This window comes from Conexibacter stalactiti (genome assembly GCF_033542075.1).
Taxonomy (GTDB): Bacteria; Actinomycetota; Thermoleophilia; order Solirubrobacterales; family Solirubrobacteraceae; genus Conexibacter; species Conexibacter stalactiti.
This window is the reverse complement of record NZ_JAWSTH010000041.1, coordinates 1-17067: the sequence shown is the minus strand read 5'-3', so window position 1 is coordinate 17067 and position 17067 is coordinate 1. Positions and strand designations below refer to the sequence as shown.

Annotated in this window: 15 protein-coding genes; 7 read left to right on the top strand and 8 right to left on the bottom strand. The window is 72.9% G+C overall.

Features of this window, described 5'->3' with window-relative positions; all coding sequences use genetic code 11:
• Window positions 1-179 precede the first annotated feature (179 nt).
• Window positions 180-2648 (top strand): methyl-accepting chemotaxis protein, encoded by a 2469-nt coding sequence (locus R7226_RS15845; RefSeq protein WP_318598159.1) that lies wholly within the window; start codon window positions 180-182, stop codon window positions 2646-2648.
• Here R7226_RS15845 and R7226_RS15840 read toward each other — a convergent pair whose 3' ends face one another.
• Complete coding sequence (locus R7226_RS15840) at window positions 2649-3203, bottom strand: hypothetical protein (RefSeq protein WP_318598158.1); 555 nt, start codon at window positions 3201-3203, stop codon at window positions 2649-2651.
• 138 nt (window positions 3204-3341) lie between these two features.
• Window positions 3342-3836, bottom strand: a complete 495-nt coding sequence (locus R7226_RS15835; protein WP_318598157.1) for a flavin reductase family protein — start codon at window positions 3834-3836, stop codon at window positions 3342-3344.
• Between the two features lie 40 nt (window positions 3837-3876).
• On the opposite strand from R7226_RS15835, the gene R7226_RS15830 reads away from it, so the two are divergent.
• The 3 genes from R7226_RS15830 (at window position 3877) to R7226_RS15820 (ending at window position 8590) form a co-directional block, all read left to right on the top strand.
• Complete coding sequence (locus R7226_RS15830) at window positions 3877-4608, top strand: potassium channel family protein (protein ID WP_318598156.1); 732 nt, start codon at window positions 3877-3879, stop codon at window positions 4606-4608.
• A gap of 258 nt (window positions 4609-4866) precedes the next feature.
• Window positions 4867-6732 carry a translational GTPase TypA gene (typA, locus tag R7226_RS15825; RefSeq protein WP_318598155.1) on the top strand — a complete coding sequence of 622 codons (1866 nt, stop codon included), beginning with the start codon at window positions 4867-4869 and terminating at the stop codon, window positions 6730-6732.
• 85 nt (window positions 6733-6817) lie between these two features.
• Entirely contained in the window at window positions 6818-8590 is a 1773-nt protein-coding gene (locus tag R7226_RS15820) for a hypothetical protein (protein WP_318598154.1), read from the top strand.
• Here the strand turns inward: R7226_RS15820 and R7226_RS15815 are convergent.
• The 4 genes from R7226_RS15815 to R7226_RS15800 all read right to left on the bottom strand — a co-directional run bounded on the left by R7226_RS15815 (window position 8544) and on the right by R7226_RS15800 (window position 12953).
• Complete coding sequence (locus R7226_RS15815; RefSeq protein WP_318598153.1) at window positions 8544-9455, bottom strand: alpha/beta fold hydrolase; 912 nt, start codon at window positions 9453-9455, stop codon at window positions 8544-8546. The genes R7226_RS15820 and R7226_RS15815 overlap by 47 nt on opposite strands.
• A gap of 82 nt (window positions 9456-9537) precedes the next feature.
• Window positions 9538-10899, bottom strand: a complete 1362-nt coding sequence (locus R7226_RS15810) for a hypothetical protein (RefSeq protein WP_318598152.1) — start codon at window positions 10897-10899, stop codon at window positions 9538-9540.
• 114 nt (window positions 10900-11013) lie between these two features.
• Entirely contained in the window at window positions 11014-12342 is a 1329-nt protein-coding gene (locus tag R7226_RS15805) for a calcium-binding protein (RefSeq protein ID WP_318598151.1), read from the bottom strand.
• A 101-nt stretch (window positions 12343-12443) separates the two neighbouring features.
• Window positions 12444-12953, bottom strand: coding sequence for an OsmC family protein (locus tag R7226_RS15800; protein WP_318598150.1), 510 nt, complete (start codon window positions 12951-12953; stop codon window positions 12444-12446).
• Window positions 12954-13030: 77 nt separating this feature from the next.
• On the opposite strand from R7226_RS15800, the gene R7226_RS15795 reads away from it, so the two are divergent.
• Entirely contained in the window at window positions 13031-13633 is a 603-nt protein-coding gene (locus tag R7226_RS15795; protein ID WP_318598148.1) for a DUF1707 SHOCT-like domain-containing protein, read from the top strand.
• A gap of 8 nt (window positions 13634-13641) precedes the next feature.
• Here R7226_RS15795 and R7226_RS15790 read toward each other — a convergent pair whose 3' ends face one another.
• Window positions 13642-14067 (bottom strand): hypothetical protein, encoded by a 426-nt coding sequence (locus tag R7226_RS15790; RefSeq protein WP_318598147.1) that lies wholly within the window; start codon window positions 14065-14067, stop codon window positions 13642-13644.
• 133 nt (window positions 14068-14200) lie between these two features.
• The gene (locus R7226_RS15785; protein ID WP_318598146.1) at window positions 14201-14737 is read right to left on the bottom strand and encodes a hypothetical protein; all 537 of its coding nucleotides are present in this window, start codon (window positions 14735-14737) and stop codon (window positions 14201-14203) included.
• A 173-nt stretch (window positions 14738-14910) separates the two neighbouring features.
• Between R7226_RS15785 and R7226_RS15780 the strand changes: the two genes are divergently transcribed.
• Together R7226_RS15780 and R7226_RS15775 are read left to right on the top strand one after the other, a co-directional pair.
• Window positions 14911-15738 carry a class I SAM-dependent methyltransferase gene (locus R7226_RS15780; RefSeq protein WP_318598145.1) on the top strand — a complete coding sequence of 276 codons (828 nt, stop codon included), beginning with the start codon at window positions 14911-14913 and terminating at the stop codon, window positions 15736-15738.
• A gap of 67 nt (window positions 15739-15805) precedes the next feature.
• Window positions 15806-17067: glycoside hydrolase family 43 protein (locus tag R7226_RS15775; RefSeq protein ID WP_318598144.1), on the top strand; the 1262-nt coding region annotated here is incomplete at its 3' end.

Here is a 17067-nt window from a genome sequence, read left to right as displayed (position 1 = left end):
ACCACCGTACATCTGACGGAAGTCGCACCTCGGAGGTTCCATTTCCGCCACGTGTACTGCGCAATCCCCTCGACCACATCGAGTGTTAGCAGTCGGTTAGGAATCGGCGCTGATTCAGTGTGTTGATCCTCCGAACTGACGCGTTCAAGCGAACGCTCGCGCCGCCGATCAACGCGTCCATGAGAGGTCTGTCGAAGGTCGCCCCGCGCTCGGTTCGCGCCAAGCTGCTCGCCACGATCCTGCCCGTCGTCGCGCTCGCGATCGGCGGCCTCACGCTGATCGCCGTGCAGCGCGTGACCGACTCCCAGCAGGAGGCGGTCTACGAGACCGCCGCCGAGCTGGCCGGGCGCGAGGCGAACGCGTTCGAGGCGCAGGCGAGCGCGAACGCGGCGCTTGCGCGCTCGATCGCGACGCTCGGCTCGGCCAACCGCTCCGGTGACCGGGCCGAGGTGATCGCGCAGCTGAAGCAGATCCTCGAGCGCAATCCCGGCATCGGCGGCGCCTACCTCGCCTATGTCGCGGACGCCTTCGACGGCGCCGACGCCGCCAACCGCGACGCGCCGGCCTCCACCAGAGACGGCCGCTTCGCGCCGTACTGGGACCGCCTCACCGGCAGAATCCAGCTCAGCCCCGTGCTCGACGAGAACGAGGCGTACTGGACGATGCCGCGCGACACGCTCAGAGACGGCGTCGTCGAGCCGTACCTGTTCGAGGGCGTGCTGATCACCTCGTACGCCTCGCCGGTCCTGCGCGACGGCAGATTCGTCGGCTCGGCCTCGGTCGACATGCTGCTGACCGACCTCGACAGAGCGATCGGCGGCGTCAGATTCCTCGACAGCGGCTACGCCTTCGTCGTCTCCTCCAGAGGCACGTTCGTCTCGCACCCGAACGCGAGACTGATCGGCGCGACGACGCTCGCGGAGTGGGGCGAGAGAAACGGCAACTCAGACCTCGCGCGGGTGCAGGCGGCGGTCGCCGCCGGCAGACGGGCGCGGATCGAGACGACCGACCCGCGCACCGGCGAGCAGGTCGTGATGTTCACCGCGCCGGTCGCGACCGGCGGCTGGGGCTTCGTGACCGTCGCGCCGAAGGACGAGATCCTCGCGCAGGCGCATTCGCTGCGCACGCTGCTGCTGATCGGCGGCCTGGTCGCGCTGCTGCTGTGCGCGCTGGTCGTGTGGCTGATCGCCGCGCGGCTGTCGCGCCCGATCCGCGAGGCGGCCGCGGCCGCCGAGCAGATCAGCCGCGGCGACCTCGACATCGACGTGCCCGTCCGCTCGCGCGATGAGCTGGGGCAGATGGCCGACGCCTTCGGCGAGATGGTCGCCTACCTGCGGCGGCTCGCCGGCGTCGCCGACCAGATGGCCGGCGGGGACCTCTCCGAGCGCGTCAGACCGGCCTCCGACCAGGACGTGCTCGGCCACGCCTTCGACCACATGTCGAGCGAGCTGCGCGCCGCGCTCGGCGAGCAGTCCTGCCTGGAGGCGCTGACGGCGCGGATGGACAGCCTCGAGCAGCGCGACCTCGCGCAGCTCGACGACGGCCTCAGAGCGATGGCCGACGGCGACCTCACGCGCGCCGCCGAGGTCTCGACGACGCCGCTCGACATACCCGTGGGCCGCGAGGCCGGGCGGCTGGCGGAGATCTTCGACGGGATGCTGGAGCGGGCCGGCTCCTCGGTCGTCAGCTACGAGGCGATGCGCCGCCAGCTGTCGGGGATGCTCGACGAGATCACGCGCACCTCCGGTGAGGTCTCGGCCGCCTCGCGCCAGATGGCCTCGACCTCCGAGGAGGCCGGTCGCGCCGTCAACGAGATCGCCGGCGCGATCGCCGAGGTCGCGCAGGGCGCCGAGCGCCAGGTGACGACGGTCGGCACGACCCGCGCCGCCAACAGAGAGGTGTTCGAGGCGGTCGCCAGCTCGACCGCCAGCGCGCAGGCGACCAACGCCGCCGTCGAGCAGGCGCGCACGCTCGCGCAGGAGGGCGCCGACGCCGTCGAGCAGGCGACCGGCGCGATGGAGCAAGTGCGCAGCTCCTCGCAGGACGCGACCGTCGCGATCCGCGAGCTGGGCGCGAAGTCGGAGCGGATCGGCTCGATCGTGGAGACGATCGGCGGGATCGCGGAGCAGACGAACCTGCTGGCGCTGAACGCCGCGATCGAGGCGGCGCGGGCCGGCGAGCAGGGGCGCGGCTTCGCGGTCGTCGCCGAGGAGGTGCGCAAGCTGGCCGAGGAGTCGCGCCAGGCGGCCGGTTCGATCGCCGAGCTGATCGACGAGATCAGCCGCGGCACGGCCACCGCGGTGACGGCCGTCGAGGAGGGCGGCGCGCGCACCGAGGCCGGCGTCGAGACGGTCGGTCAGGCGCGCGAGAGCTTCCGCCGCATCCGCGCGAGCGTCGAGGACGTGCACGGGCGCGTCGCGGAGATCGAGCAGGCGGTGCGCCTGATCGAGTCCTCCGGCGGCCGCGTGCGCGACGAGATCCGCGCGGTCGCGGCGATCGCGGAGGAGACCTCGGCCGCGACCGAGCAGGTCTCCGCCTCGACGCAGCAGACGAGCGCCTCGACGCAGGAGATCGCCGCCTCGGCGGCCGAGCTGGCCCGCACCGCCGAGACGTTGCAGCAGCTCGCCGCCCGCTTCACGCTGGCGTAGTCAGCCCTCGACGCGCGCGAGCACGCGGCGGGCGACGGCGGAGGCCTCGGGCCGGTGGTCGTTGCCGGCCGGCGTGCGCACCTCGACGTGGAACAGCAGCGGCTCGGCGAGCACGTACAGCACGCTGCCGCTCCAGACGGCCGCCTGGCCGAGGCCGTCGAGCGTCGCGCCCTCGACGTGCTCGGCGATGAACTGGTACTGCTCGCGCGGGAAGAAGCCGTCGCCGTCGCCGTGCCAGGCGCTGACGCCGACCGACCAGCGGTCGGTACGGCGGCCGGCGGCGGCGAACTCGAGGCCGATCGAGCTGTCGTCGTAGATCAGCCGGCCCTCGCCCAGCTCGACGCCGAGCACGTGGGATGCCTCGGCGCGCGAGAGCAGCGCGGCGGGGTCGGGCGCGCCGTGCGCCATCGCCCGGCGCAGGACGCTCTGCTGGTGCTCGTCGAGCGCGCTGACGGCCACGGGCTTGACCGACATCTCGTCGCGCGTGCTGCGCAGCTCTTCGTACTGGTCCTTGGCGGTCGAGGCGAGCTTGACCGCCTTGTCGAGGAGTCCCATCCTGGTCCTTTTCCTGTGTCGCGGGGCGGCCGATCGTAGGCGCCGAAAACGCCTGCGTCATCCCCAAAACGACAGATCCGGGCAAGACCAGGGTCATGTCAGGGGGATCCCCCGTCCGCGCGCCGCGGGGACGCGGGATCAGGGCGCGTGGCCGGGCTCGATCGCCCGCGCGCGGTGGAAGCGCAGCGGTCTCGCGCCGCGGTGGACGGAGCCGTCGAGCGGCTCCAGCAGGAAGCCGACGTGGTCGCCGAGCGCGATCCGCTCCAGCACCCGTCCGGCGAACCACGTCTCCAGCCGCTCCAGCCGCGGCGCGCCGTGCGGCCCGCGTCTCCATTCCACCCGCGCGAACTTGTCGAGGTCGTCGCCGCTGGCGCCGCCGAACAGCTCCGCGAGGTCGGCGGCGTCCTCATCGACGACGTGCACGATCAGCGTCTCGGCCTGGCAGGCGACCTTGTACGTGTGGTTCTCGCGCGAGAGGCAGGCGAGGAAGCGCGGGGGCGAGACCGACGTCTGCGTCGCGAAGCCGATCAGGCAGCCGGCGCGCTCGCCGCCGCCCTCCGCGGTGACGATGTACATCGCCGTGTCGGCGTCGGCGAACAGGCGCGCGAACGTTCGCTGCAGCGGCTCGGACATCGCTGGAGGTGATACCCGCGACCGCGTCGAACACGCCCCCGTGGACGAACGCAGCGAACGCTGGGCGAAGCGGTTCGAGATCCCGCTGCTGATCGCGGCCGTGCTGGTGATCCCGATGCTGGTGCTCGACCAGGCCGACCTCGGCGCGCCGTGGGACACCGTCGAGGCGGTGCTCGACTGGGGCACCTGGCTCGTCTTCCTGCTCGAGCTGGTCGTGATGCTCTCGATCGTGCCCGACAAGAAGCGCTGGCTGCGCGATCACCCGATCGACGTCGCCGCGACGCTGCTGAGCCCGCCGATGCTGCCCTCGAGCCTCGCCGCCGCGCGCCTGCTGCGGCTGCTGCGCGTGCTGCGGCTGCTGCGCCTGGCGCCGCTGGCGCGCCGCGTCTTCTCGCTCGACGGCGTCCGCTACGGCGGGCTGCTCGCCTTCCTCACGCTGATCGGCGGCGGCACCGCCTTCGCCGCGGCCGAGCACCGCGCGAGCGAGTGGGAGGGGATCTGGTGGGCGGTCGAGACGATGACGACGGTCGGCTACGGCGACGTCTATCCGACGACCGTCGCCGGCAGAGCGATCGGCATCTTCGTGATGGTCGTCGGCGTCGGCTTCGGCACGCTGCTGGTCGGCGCGATCGCCGAGCGCTTCATCGCGCACGAGGTCGACCAGGACATCCAGGAGATCGACGCCGGCGAGGACGAGCTGCGTCACGAGCTGCGCGAGGTCGCCGCGCGGCTGGAGCGGATCGAGCTGGCGCTGCGAACGCGCAGACGGTGAAGGCACTGCGGACACCGCCTGCGCTCGCAACATGGAACTGCAGCGCGGGCGTCGCAACCACGCCCGCGCAATGACCCTCGCGCTCCGGTTCCGGCGTCTCCGCCGTCGTTCATGAACCCAATGGGAGCGTCCGGGGTCACTGTTGGTCTGCCCGCCCCGGAGCGGTCGCACACCGCCCGGTCCGCGCGCGGACCGGGGCGCCCGTTCGCGCCGCGGATCGGTGCGGCCGCCGCCGACTCTCTATCCTGGCCGGTCGCCATGGCTATTCGTTCAGATCTCCGCAACGTCGCGATCGTCGCCCACGTCGACCACGGGAAGACGACGCTCGTCGACAAGCTCCTGTGGCAGTCGGGCGCGTTCCGCTCCAACCAGGACGTCGCAGAGCGCGTCATGGACTCGATGGACCTCGAACGCGAGAAGGGCATCACGATCCTCGCGAAGAACACCGCCGTCCAGTACGGCGATGTGAAGGTCAACATCATCGACACACCCGGCCACGCCGACTTCGGCGGCGAGGTGGAGCGCGGTCTGACAATGGTCGACGGCGTGCTGCTGCTCGTCGACTCCTCCGAGGGCCCGCTGCCGCAGACGCGCTTCGTGCTGCGCAAGGCGCTGCAGGCGCGGCTGCCGGTGATCCTCGTGATCAACAAGGTCGACCGCCCCGACGCCCGCATCAGAGAGGTCGTCGACGAGGTCTACGAGCTGTTCCTCGACCTCGACGCCGACGAGTCGCAGATCGAGTTCCCGATCGTCTACACGAACGCCAAGGACGGCTGGGCGTCGGTCGACTTCGACCCCGAGAACCCGGTCGACGGCGAAGACCTGAGACCGCTGCTGGACCTGATCGTCGAGCGCATCCCGGCGCCGAGATACGAGGAAGACCACCCGCTTCAAGCGCTCGTCACGAACCTCGACGCATCTCCCTATCTCGGCCGCATCGCGCTGGCGCGCGTGCGCCACGGCGTCATCAGACGCGGCCAGCAGATCGCTTGGTGCCGCACCGACGGCTCGATAGAGAGAGTCAGAATCACCGACCTCTTCATCACCGACGCACTCGAGCGCGTCGAGGCGAACGAGGCCGGGCCGGGCGAGATCATCGCGATCGCCGGCCTCGCCGAGGTGACGATCGGCGAGACGCTCGCCGACCCCGAGGATCCCCGCCCGCTGCCGGTGATCCACGTCGACGACCCGTCGCTGTCGGTCACGATCGGCGTCAACAACTCGCCGCTCGCCGGTCAGGAGAAGGGCAACAAGATCACCGCCCGCCTGATCAAGAACCGCCTCGACGCCGAGCTGGTCGGCAACGTGTCGCTGCGCGTGCTGCCGACCGAGCGCCCGGACACGTGGGAGGTCCAGGGCCGCGGCGAGCTGCAGCTGGCCGTGCTCGTCGAGCTGATGCGGCGCGAGGGCTACGAGCTGACCGTCGGCAAGCCGCAGGTCGTCACGAAGGAGATCGACGGCAGACTGTGCGAGCCGATGGAGCGGATGACGATCGACATCCCCGAGGACTACGTCGGCGTCGTCACCCAGCTGCTCGCGCTGCGCAGAGGCCGCATGGAGCAGATGATCAACCACGGCACCGGCTGGGTCCGGATGGACTACGTCGTGCCGGCCCGCGGCCTGATCGGCTTCCGCACGGAGTTCCTGACGGAGACGCGCGGCACCGGGATCATCAACCACGTCTTCGAGGGCTGGGAGCCGTGGCACGGCGAGATCCGCACGCGCCCCTCCGGCTCGCTCGTCGCCGACCGCTCCGGCAGAGTCGCCTCGTTCGCGCTGTTCGGCCTGCAGGAGCGCGGGATCCTCTTCGTCGGGCCCGGTGTCGAGGTCTATGAGGGCATGATCGTCGGCGAGAACGCGCGCCAGGAGGACCTCGACGTCAACGCCGTGCGCGAGAAGAAGCTCAACAACATCCGCTCCTCGACCGCTGACGAGCTGGAGCGGCTGGTGCCGCCGAAGATCCTCTCGCTCGACCAGGCGCTGGAGTTCGTGCGCGAGGACGAGTGCGTCGAGGTGACGCCGGCGGCCGTGCGCATGCGCAAGGTCTACCTCGACCAGACGACGCGCCAGAAGATGGCGCGCGGTCGCGCCCGCGACCGCCTCTCGGCGGCTGAGGCGAGATAGCGGGCGGGCCCCTTGGGGCCCGCGCCTGTGAAGCTCGGGGAAACCCCCGTTCCGGCAGCGGCGGGGGTGCCCTAGAGTGACGCCCATGCGCCAACTGATCTCCCGTCGCGCGCTGCCGGCGGCCGTCGTCTCACTGCTCGCGCTGCCGGCCGGCGCCGGCGCCGCGACCCTCTGCGCGCCGCTCGGCCACGGCGGCCTCTGCGACGCCGCGTACGCGACGCCGCAGCAGGCGGTCGACGCCGCCGACGCCGCGCCCGGCGCCGACGTCGTCGCGCTCGCCGCCGGCACCTTCGACGTCGGCAGCGACGGGCTGACCGTCGCTGCCGCCGACACGGCGGTGCGCGGCGCCGGCCGCGACCAGACGATCCTCACGACCAGCCCGCTGCCTGACGACGGCTCCACGCGGCGGGTCGTCCAGGGGCGCTTCTCGCACCTCTCCGACCTGACGGTGCGGCTGGCCTCCGCGGTCACCAGCGGCCCGGCGACGATGGAGGGGATCGACGCCTACGACGCGGCGGTCGTCCGCGTGACCGTCGACGCGGTCGGGGCGACCTTCGGTCCGGGAGCCGACGACGGCCAAGGGCAGGGGATCCTGCTGCGGAGAGGACTGCTGCAGGACGTCGAGATCGACTTCGACCCGGACGCCGACGCCGACGCGCTGCGGGTCGGCGGAGCCGCGACGCTCTCCGGCGTCACGATCACGGCGCGGAACGGGCTCTCCAGTGACCCGGAGACCGACGACCCGGGCGCGCCGGTGCTCGTGACGGCCGATCGCCTGCGGATCACCGCGCAGCGGCCGCTCGTCGTCGGCGACGGCAGCTTCACGCTGAGCGACGCGCTGCTGCGGGCGCTGCCGGCGGACGACGGCGACGCGCCGGCCGCGGTGTCGGTCCACTCCGGGCGGGCGCCCGATCCGGCCGCGCTGACGCTCGATCGCGTGACGGTCGTCGGCAGCGGGCAGACCGGCAGCGCGGCGCTGGCGATCGGCGGCAACCCCGGCCCGGTCGCGACCAGGTTGACGGCACGCCACGTGATCGCGTGGGGCTTCCCGGTCAGCGTGCGCCAGGAGAGCTGGGGCGGTGACCTGGCGACGGAGATCTCCTACTCGCTGCTCGACACGAGCGCGGCGGCGATCGTCGATGCGACCGACCCGGCGGTGACCGCGAGACGGACGCTCGACCTGTCCGAGGGCAACCGCTCCGGCGACCCGCTGTTCCTCGATGCCGGGGCAGGCGACTTCCACGTCCGCGGCGGCTCGCCCGCGGCGGCGATCGGCGGCCGGGCGCTGCTGGACGGCATCGGACGCGACCTCGACGGCAAGGATCGCATCGATCACGAGCCGTACGCCGGGGCATTCGTCCCCGATCTCCTCGATCCGCCCGATCCGACGCCCCGCTGCGACTGCTTCCCGCCGCCCCCGCCGCCCCGGATCCCGCCGCAGTGCTTCTGCGGTCCCGGACCGGACACCATCGCGCCGCAGCTCTCCGGGCTCGCGCTCGTGACAAGACGGCCGCGCAGAGGGGCCGCCACGCGCCCGGTCGCCTTCCGCTTCACGCTCTCCGAGCGCGCGAGCGTGCGGATCGCGATCGAGCGGCGCGTGCCCGCCATCAGAGCGCGCAGAGGCCGTGGAGCGGTGCCGGCGCGATGGGTCGCGGCCGGTGCGCTGAGGCCGGTCGCGCTGAACGCGGGGGCGGTCTCGATCGCCTTCGGCGGCCGCCTCGGCAGCGGCGCGCTGAAGCCCGGCGCCTACCGCGCGACGGTCGTCGCGACCGACGCGGCGGCGAACAGATCGGCGCCGGCGCGCGTGCGCTTCAGCGTCGCGAGAGCGGTGGCGAGAGGTCGCGCTCGACCTCGTTGACGTGGTGGGCGATCGCGCCCAGCACCTCGTCCCAGTTCTGGCGCGGCAGGTCGTGACCCATCCCCGGCACCACGTGCAGCTCGGCGCCGGGGATCGCGCGCGCCGTCGCGCGGCCGCCGGAGAGCGCGATCATGCGGTCGGCGGCGCCGTGGATCACGAGTGAGGGGGTTGCGACGGTGCGCAGCGCGCGCGTGCGGTCGCCGGAGGCGAGGATCGCCGCGAGCTGGCGGCCGCGGCCGGTCGGGTCGGGGTTTCGCTCGTAGGCGCGGCGCGCGATGTCGAGGAAGATCGGATCGTCGGGCGGGACGCCGGGGGAGCCGATCGCGCGCTGCACGGCGACCTGCTGCGAGAGGTAGCCGTCGAGGCCGCTCGGGGCTCTTCTGAGCAGGATCGGATAGGTCTTCAGCGCCGGCTGGCCGTTCCAGCGGCTGCCCGGGCTCGACATGATCGACGTCAGCGAGCGGAGCCGCCGCGGGTGGTCGATCGCCAGCACCTGCGCGATCATCCCGCCCATTGAGGCGCCGACGACGTGGACGCGCTCCAAGCCGAGCGCGTCGAGCAGCCCGATGGTGTCCTGCGCCATCTCCGCGAGCGTGTACTGCCGCGCGTCGAAGCGGCGGCGCAGCAGTTGCGGCGGCGTCGGCAGCGGTATCTCCGGGAAGCAGGTCGAGCGGCCGCTGTCGCGGTTGTCGAAGCGGATCACGTAGAGGCCGCGGCGCGTCAGGTCGGCGATGAACGACTCGTGCCAGCGGATCATCTGCATGCCGAGGCCCATCACCAGCAGCACGGGCGGGTCGGCCGGGTCGCCGAAGCCCTCGGCGCAGATCGTCACGCCGCGGCCGGCGTCGTACAGGCGCTCGCTCATGCGCGCCAGCCTACCGGCGCCGCCCGCCCCGGGTGGGGCGGGCGGCGCGGCGGCGGGGGCGGGACGGCGGGGCAGGGTCGGCTCAGCCGCGCGAGACGAACAGCGTGACGGCCGCTCTGGTGCGGCTTCTGGCCTTCGGCGTGACCTTCACGACGCGGCCTCTGCGAACGCCGGAGCGGACCTGCTTCAGCTTCGGTCTCGCGCATCTCGCCTTGGCGAGCGCCTTGCGCGCGGCGGCGACGGTGCTGCCGCGTCTGATCGCCGGGACGCGGCAGGCGGCGCGGGCTCTGCCGCCGTCTCTTCTCGGCGTGTCGCCTCTTCTGTCCGGAACTCTCGTGTCGGGCACTCTGGTGTCCGGCGCTCTCGTGTCCGGTCTTCTCTCGGGCGGCAGGCCGCCGATCACCGTCTCGCAGTTGCTGACGGTGTCGATCGGGTCGACGTAGGCGGTGTCGCTGCCCTCGCTGCAGTCGATCGTGTCGGCGGCGCCGTCGCGCGCCTCGATCGTGTCGTTGCCGGAGTGGCTGAAGATCACGTCGCGGCCGCCGCGACCGTCGATCGTGTCGTTGCCGATGTAGCTGGCGAGGCGGTCGTCGCCGGGCGAGCCGATCAGCTTCGAGTCGCCCCAGCGGCTCTTCTCGATCTCGAACTCGACCGGAGTCGGGCCGGCGACCAGCAGCGCGACCTGCGCGCTGCGGATCCGCTCGATCCCGGTCGCGTTGTCGTTCTCGTCGTCGCGACCGTCGTTGGCGACGCCGTCGAGCGAGACGGCGATCGGCTGCGGCTCGGCCGTGTTGTCGTTCCAGTCGGAGATGCTCTGGTCGAAGCCGGGGCCGCCGTCGATCAGGTCGCTGCTGAAGCGGCGGCCGCCGCTGACGGTGTCGTCGCCATCGCCGCCATGGACGAGGTCGTCGCCGTCGTTGCCGTCGACGACGTCGTTGCCGGGACCGCCGTCGAGCAGGTCGGGTCCCTGACCGCCGTAGACGTCGTCGTCGCCCTCGCCGCCGAGCAGCGCGACGCCGAGCCCCGGCCACGTCGGCCCTTCGAGGTCGTCTCTGCCGGGGCCGCCGTCGAGCACGTAGGCGATCTCGGTCGGCAGCTCGTCCCAGCTGATGTCCAGCTCGTCGTCGCCGTCGCCGCCTTCGAGGCGGATCTCGGTGACGCCGGCGAAGGGGCAGGTGGCGAACGAGCCGAAGCCGGTCTGCGTGACCTGGCAGTCGAGCGCGGGATCGGCGGTGATGCCGTAGCGGCCGCGGTCGCCGAAGGTGACGCGGGTGGTGGAGAAGGCGTCGTCGTTGAGGCCGAGGTGGTTTCTCTCGCCCGGGTCGGCGCGGAAGACCAGGGCCGTGCCCTCGCGCACGACCTGGGTGGCCTGCGCGCTGCCGGCGCCGGCCGCGGCGACCGCGACGGCCGCGCTGAGGACGAGAAGCGGTTTGCGCAGATGCATGCCGTCGACGCTACGGCCGCGTTCGCGCCCCCACCATCGGCCGAAGGCATCGGGCTGGCCCGACCGATGGGAGAGCGCCCGGCTACCTGCGGCCGATGACGGGGACGCGCCCGCTCAGCCGCGCGAGATCCAGATCGTGACGGCCGCTCTCGTGCGGCTTCTGGCCTTCGGCGTGACCTTCACGACGCGGCCTCTGCGGACACCGGAGCGGACCTTCTTCAGCTTCGGGCTCGCGCACTTCGCGCGCTTCAGCGCCTTGCGCGCGGCGGCGACGGTGCTGCCGCGTCTGATCGCCGGGACGCGGCAGGCCGCGCGCGCTCTGGGGGCTCTTCTGTCGCTTCTCGGCGGCGGGTTTCTGTCGCCGGGTCTGACGTCGGGCGGCGGGCTGCCCGCGCCGATCACCGTCTCGCACTTGCTCGTGACGTCGATCGGGTCGACGTAGACGGTGTCGACGCCGTCGCCGCAGTCGATCGTGTCGGCGGCGCCGTCGCGCGCCTCGATCGTGTCGTTGCCGAGGTAGCCGGCGATCGCGTCGCGGCCTCCGCGGCCGTCGATCGTGTCGTTGCCGGAGTAGCCGGCGAGGCGGTCGTTGCCGGGGCTGCCGATCAGCGTCGAGCCGCCCGACATGCTCTTCTCGATCTCGAACTCGACCGGATCGGCGCCGGCGACCAGTCTCGCGATGAGGGCGGTGCGGATCTTCTCGATCCCGAGCACGTTGTCGTTCTCGCCGGCGCGGCCGTCGTTGGCGACGCCGTCGAGCGTGACGACGATCGGCAGGTCACCGGCGTTCTGGTCGTACCAGTCGGCGAGGCTGGAGTCGTAGCCCGGCCCGCCGTCGACGACGTCGGTGCTGAGTCTGCGCCCGCCGCTGACGGTGTCGTCGCCCTCGCCGCCGAACACGCCGTCGTTGCCGTCGTTGCCGTCGACGAGGTCGTTGCCGGCGCCGCCGTCGAGCTGGTCGTCGCCCTGTCCGCCGCGGATGTCGTCGTCACCGTCGCCGCCGAGCAGCGTCATCCCGAAGACCGGCCAGGTCGGCCCTTCGAGGTCATCTCTGCCGGGGCCGCCGTCGAAGACGTATCTGATCGTCGTCGGCAGCTCGTCCCAGCTGATGTCGAGCTCGTCGTCGCCGTCGGCGCCCTCCAGGCGCACCTCGGTGATGCCCGCGTAGGGGCAGTCGCTGAAGGCGCCGAACCCGGTCGAGGAGGACTCGCAGCCGAGCGCGGGATCGGCGGTGATCGGGTAGCCGCCGCGATCGCTGAAGTGGATTCTCGTCGTCGTGAACTGGTCGTCGCCGACGCCGAAGTAGTTTCTCTCGCCGGGGGCGCCGCGGAGGATCAGCGTCGAGCCCTCGCGCACCAGCTGCGCGGCCTGCGCGCTGCCGGCGCCCGTGGCCGCGAGTGCCAGCGCGGCAGCGAGGACGATGACGGGTCTGTGCAGTCTCATGCCTCCGACGCTACGGCTGCCGGTGAGACGCGACATCGGCCGAATGGGAGGCGGGTCCCTGACCAATGGGGGAGGGTGTCAGCGCGTCGCCGCGCGGCGGCTCAAACGTTCGTCGCGATCGTCGCGGTCGGCCTGACGCCGCTCGCGATCGTCTGCAGCACGACGCAGTAGCGCTCGGTCAGCTTCAGCAGCGTCGCCACCTGCTCCGCGTCGGCGTCGCTGTCGAGCGCGAACTCGAGCCGGATCGCGCGGAAGCCGACCGGCGCGTCGCGGTCGACGGCGAGCGTGCCGCGAAAGTCCAGCTCGCCCTCCGCGCGCACCGTGCCGCCCTCGACCGCGATCCCGAGCGAGGTCGCGACCGCGCGCAGCGTCACGCCCGCGCAGGCGACGAGCGCCTCCAGCAGCATGTCGCCCGAGCACAGCAGCGTGCCGTCGCCGCCGCTGGCGGGATGGAGGCCGGCGGCCGCGAGCGCGCGGCCGCTGTCGACCGAGCACGAGACGCCCTCGCCGAGCTGCCCGCTGGCCGACAGCGTCACGACCGCCGCCTCCGGCTCGTCGCGGTAGCGCTCCTTCAGCGGGCCCTGCACGCTGCGCAGCTGATCTCTGTCCATCCGCGCAGCGTACGCCGCCAGCTCGGGTGCGGCCAGCCGCACATCGGGCGCGCCGGCGGCGCGCTAGTGTCGGCGGGATGAGCGAGCCCGAGGTCCGCGCCTCCGACGCCGAGCGCGAGCAGACGGTCGAGCGGCTGCGCAGCGCGGCCGGCGAGGGGCGCTTGACGCTGGAGGAGCTGAGCGACCGGATCGAGGCCGCCAGCGGCGCGCGCACGCGCGGCGAGCTGGCGCGGCTGACGGGCGACCTGCCGCCGGCCGGCGAGCTGGCGGCGAGCGGCGGCGGCGCGGCCGGCGCGACGGTCGTGACGGCGCCGGTGAGCACCTCGTCGGTCTTCGGCGACCACCGCCGCGCGGGCGCCTGGCAGCTGCCGGCGTCGAGCAGATGGCGCACCGTCTTCGGCGACATCAAGCTCGACCTGCGCGAGGCGCGCGTGCCGGCCGGCGAGATCACGATCGACGCCGGCACCGTTGTCGGCGACGTCGAGCTGCTGGTGCCCGAGGGCGTCATCGTCGAGGTCCGCAGCCGCACCTTCCTCGGCGAGGTGAAGCAGGACGCCGGGATGCAGGCGCCGGCCGGCGCGCCGCGGATCGTGCTGACCGGCAGCACGGTCGTCGGCGACGTGCGCGTGCGCGCCAGACGCCTGCGCGAGCGGCTCGCGCAGGCGCTGCTGTCGCGCTGAGCGACGCCTCAGCGAACCGCGCCGCGCGGGTCCCAGGGGTCGAGCTCGGACGGGTCCTGGATCACGTCGGTCGCGCCCGGGCCGCCCTCGGCGTCGACGCGCTCGATCGTCTCGACGGTCGCCTCGGTGCCGCCGTACTCGAACCAGCGGCCGCTTCTGGCGAGGAACCGATAGCCGCCGTACTCCTTCAGGAGGAGGCGGGTGTTGCCCGGCCACTGGCCGGGATCGCAGGCCGGGTGCGTCGACAGTCTGCGACAGGGAATCGTGTAGACGAAGCCGGCCGGGGTCCAGACCTGGACGGCGGCGGGGATGGAGAGCGTCAACTCGGCCGACGCGGCCCGCGTGGGCGGTGCGACGTCGGCGAGCGCCGAGCCGGCGGACGCGGTTGCCAGTGCGAGCGCGCAGGCGCCCGCGAGGAACAGACGGAAGACCATGATGGCCCCTTTCTTCCGGGTGTTTGCACCGGTCCAAGACCAGCGCGGAGCGTTCGGTCGCGGGTGGTTCTCCCGCGACGGGCCCCCGGGTCGGCGCGCATTGCCCCTCCGCCGACCCGTGGGATCCCTCGCGTCAGCCCTGCGCGCCGCCGTTGCCGCGCGCGACGGTCGCGCCGCCTCTCTTCGCCGCTCTCTTGCCGCTTCTCTTCGCCGCTCTTCTGGCCGCTCTCTTCGCCTGCTTCGCCGCTCTCGCGCCAGCGGCCGCGCCCGACGGCGTCCACGGGTCGAGTTCCTCGAGGCCGCCCACGACCTTCGCGGCGCCGGGGCCGCCGGCGGCGTCGGCCGCGTCGATCGCGTCGACCGTCGCCTGGTTGCCGCCCAGCTGGAACCAGCTGCCGTTTCTGGCCAGCAGGCGATAGCCGCCGTCGCCGTTGACGTGCACGTCGATGTTGGCCGGCCACTGGCCCGGGTCACAAGTCGGATCGGCCGTCAGCGTGGGGCAGTCGATCGTGCGCACGAGGCCGGCCGGGCTCCAGACCTGGACCGAGGCGGGGATGTACAGCTGCGGTCTGGCCGTTGGGACGGGTCCGACGTCGGCGACGGCCGAGCCGGCCGATGTGGCTGCGAGCCCGAGCGCGCAGGCGCCGGCGAGGAACAGACGGGAGACCATGGAGGCCCTTTCTCGTGGGGTACGCCCGTTCTCTGCCGGCACGCTCGGCGACATTACGGCCGGCTCGCGCACTTCATACCGGCTTGCGCTTGGCGCAACGGATACGGTTCGAAACACCACAAGAGCACGCATCGTCGCACTGGGAATCACGACACGACCGAGAGGAGACGCTGATGGCGTCGACCGATGTGGACAGTGAGCTGAAGGGCCGTCACCGCAAGATGTGGGCGTCAGGCGACTACCCCGCGATGGTCGAGACCTTCCTGACGCCGCTCGGGCCGCGGCTGGTCGAGGCCTGTGGGATCGGGCCGGGGATGGACGTGCTCGACGTCGCCGCCGGCACCGGCAACGCGGCGATTCCGGCGGCGCTGGCCGGCGCGAGAGTGACCGCCAGCGACTTGACGCCGGAGCTGCTGGAGGCCGGGCGCGCACGGGCCGAGGCGCTCGGGGCGGATCTGGATTGGGTCGAGGCCGACGCCGAGCGGCTGCCGTTCGCCGACGGCTCCTTCGACGTCGTGATCTCCGCGATCGGCGTGATGTTCGCGCCGCACCACGAGCGGTCGGCGAGCGAGCTGGTGCGGGTCTGCCGGCCGGGCGGGACGATCGGCCTGTTGAGCTGGACGCCGGAGGGGCAGATCGGCAACCTGCTGAAGACGATCGGCCCGTTCGCGCCGCCCCCGCCGCCCGGTGCGCAGCCGCCGCCGCTGTGGGGCAGCGAGGCTCACCTGCGCGAGCTGTTCGGCGACAGGGTGACGTTCGGATCGCTGGCGCACGGGCTGCTGGAAGTCGACGCGTTCGAGCAGCCGGAGGAGTTCGCCGGCCATTTCCGCGGGTACTACGGGCCGACGATCGCGGCCGAGGCGAACGCGCGCAGAAACGGCCGCGAGGATGAGTTCGCGGCGACCTTCTCGCGGTTCGTGCAGGAGTGGAACCGCGGAGCTGAGGGTGGTCCGGCGCGGTTCGAGCTGGAGTACCTGCTGGCGGTCGGCACGCGCACCTGAGCACGTGGTGGCTGATTCTGGAAAGAGCCCTTGACAGACTTGGCGCGCGCGCCGTAGCGTGCGCGCCATGCGCCGCCTCTCGCTCCTCCTCGCCGCGTTCGCGCTGCTGCTCGCGGCAGCGCCCGCGGTGTCCGCCGCCCCCGGCACGTCGTTCCGCAACCCCGTCGTCCCCGAGACGGCCGCCGGCGACGACACGCCGGACCCGTGGATCTTCCGCCACGACGGCCGCTACTGGCTGACGTACACGAGCACCGACCACATCGAGCTGCGCAGCGCGCGCACGCTCGCCGGGCTGGCGGCGGCGGAGCCGCGGCGGCTGTGGCCGCCGGCCGGGCGGCCCGAGCCGGCCGACCGCTGCTGCGCGCTGTGGGCGCCGGAGATCCACCGCCTCGATGGCCCCGCCGGGCCGCGCTGGTACGTCTACTACGCCGCCAACGAGCGCGACGGCAGCAGCCATCGCATGTACGTGCTGGAGAGCGCTGCCGACGACCCCGACGGGCCGTACCGCTTCAAGGCGCGGCTGCGGCTGCCGCAGCCGTTCGCGATCGACGGGACGATCGCGTCGGTCGGCGGCCGGCTGCACCTGATCTACTCCGGCGGCGCCTCGCCGATCTCGACGGCGCTGTTCGTCGCGCCGCTGTCGGACCCGTGGACGGTCGCGGGCGAGCCGGTCGAGATCTCGCGGCCGACGCTGCCATGGGAGCGCGTCTCGTTCCCGATCAACGAGGGGCCGCAGGTGCTGCTGCGGAACGACAGCCTGCACGTGGTCTACTCGGCCAGCTGGTGCGGGACCGGCGCCTACACGCTCGGCCGCCTGACCGTCCCGCGCACCGCCGACCTGCTCGACCCGGCGACCTGGCAGGCGGCGAAGAGCCCGCGGCCGGTCTTCGCGGCGGCGCCGTCGGCCGGCGTCTTCGGGCCAGGTCACGGCTCCTTCTTCCGCTCGCCCGACGGGCGCGAGGCGTGGATGGTCTACCACGCGACCGAGGACGAGAGAGGCTGCTTCACCGGCGGCCTGCGCACGACCCGCGCGCAGCCGTTTCGGTGGAACGACGACGACACGCCGCGCTTCGGCAGACCGGTCGCGCTCGACGCCGATCTCGCCGCGCCCGGCGGCGACGGCACCGTCGCGGTGCAGGTGGAGCGGGCCCTCGGCGGTGTTGCGCGGGCGCGGGTCGTGAGCGATCGCCGGATGGTCGGGTACAGAGGGGTCGTCGTGCGGGTGGGCGAGCGCGGCGGGCGCGGCGACCGCGCCGGACGCGGCACGCGCGCGCTGCCGCCGCTGCGGGTGCGGCTGCCGCGCGCGGGGCGGTACGAGCTGCACCTGCG

Excerpts from the sequence above, each read along its gene's own strand:
- R7226_RS15845 (WP_318598159.1), top strand. The coding sequence starts at position 180 with ATGAGAGGTCTGTCGAAGGTCGCCCCGCGCTCGGTTCGCGCCAAGCTG.
- R7226_RS15840 (WP_318598158.1), bottom strand. The coding sequence starts at position 3,203 with ATGGGACTCCTCGACAAGGCGGTCAAGCTCGCCTCGACCGCCAAGGAC.
- R7226_RS15835 (WP_318598157.1), bottom strand. The coding sequence starts at position 3,836 with ATGTCCGAGCCGCTGCAGCGAACGTTCGCGCGCCTGTTCGCCGACGCC.
- typA (WP_318598155.1), top strand. The coding sequence starts at position 4,867 with ATGGCTATTCGTTCAGATCTCCGCAACGTCGCGATCGTCGCCCACGTC.
- R7226_RS15820 (WP_318598154.1), top strand. The coding sequence starts at position 6,818 with ATGCGCCAACTGATCTCCCGTCGCGCGCTGCCGGCGGCCGTCGTCTCA.
- R7226_RS15815 (WP_318598153.1), bottom strand. The coding sequence starts at position 9,455 with ATGAGCGAGCGCCTGTACGACGCCGGCCGCGGCGTGACGATCTGCGCC.
- R7226_RS15810 (WP_318598152.1), bottom strand. The coding sequence starts at position 10,899 with ATGCATCTGCGCAAACCGCTTCTCGTCCTCAGCGCGGCCGTCGCGGTC.
- R7226_RS15805 (WP_318598151.1), bottom strand. The coding sequence starts at position 12,342 with ATGAGACTGCACAGACCCGTCATCGTCCTCGCTGCCGCGCTGGCACTC.
- R7226_RS15800 (WP_318598150.1), bottom strand. The coding sequence starts at position 12,953 with ATGGACAGAGATCAGCTGCGCAGCGTGCAGGGCCCGCTGAAGGAGCGC.
- R7226_RS15795 (WP_318598148.1), top strand. The coding sequence starts at position 13,031 with ATGAGCGAGCCCGAGGTCCGCGCCTCCGACGCCGAGCGCGAGCAGACG.
- R7226_RS15790 (WP_318598147.1), bottom strand. The coding sequence starts at position 14,067 with ATGGTCTTCCGTCTGTTCCTCGCGGGCGCCTGCGCGCTCGCACTGGCA.
- R7226_RS15785 (WP_318598146.1), bottom strand. The coding sequence starts at position 14,737 with ATGGTCTCCCGTCTGTTCCTCGCCGGCGCCTGCGCGCTCGGGCTCGCA.
- R7226_RS15780 (WP_318598145.1), top strand. The coding sequence starts at position 14,911 with ATGGCGTCGACCGATGTGGACAGTGAGCTGAAGGGCCGTCACCGCAAG.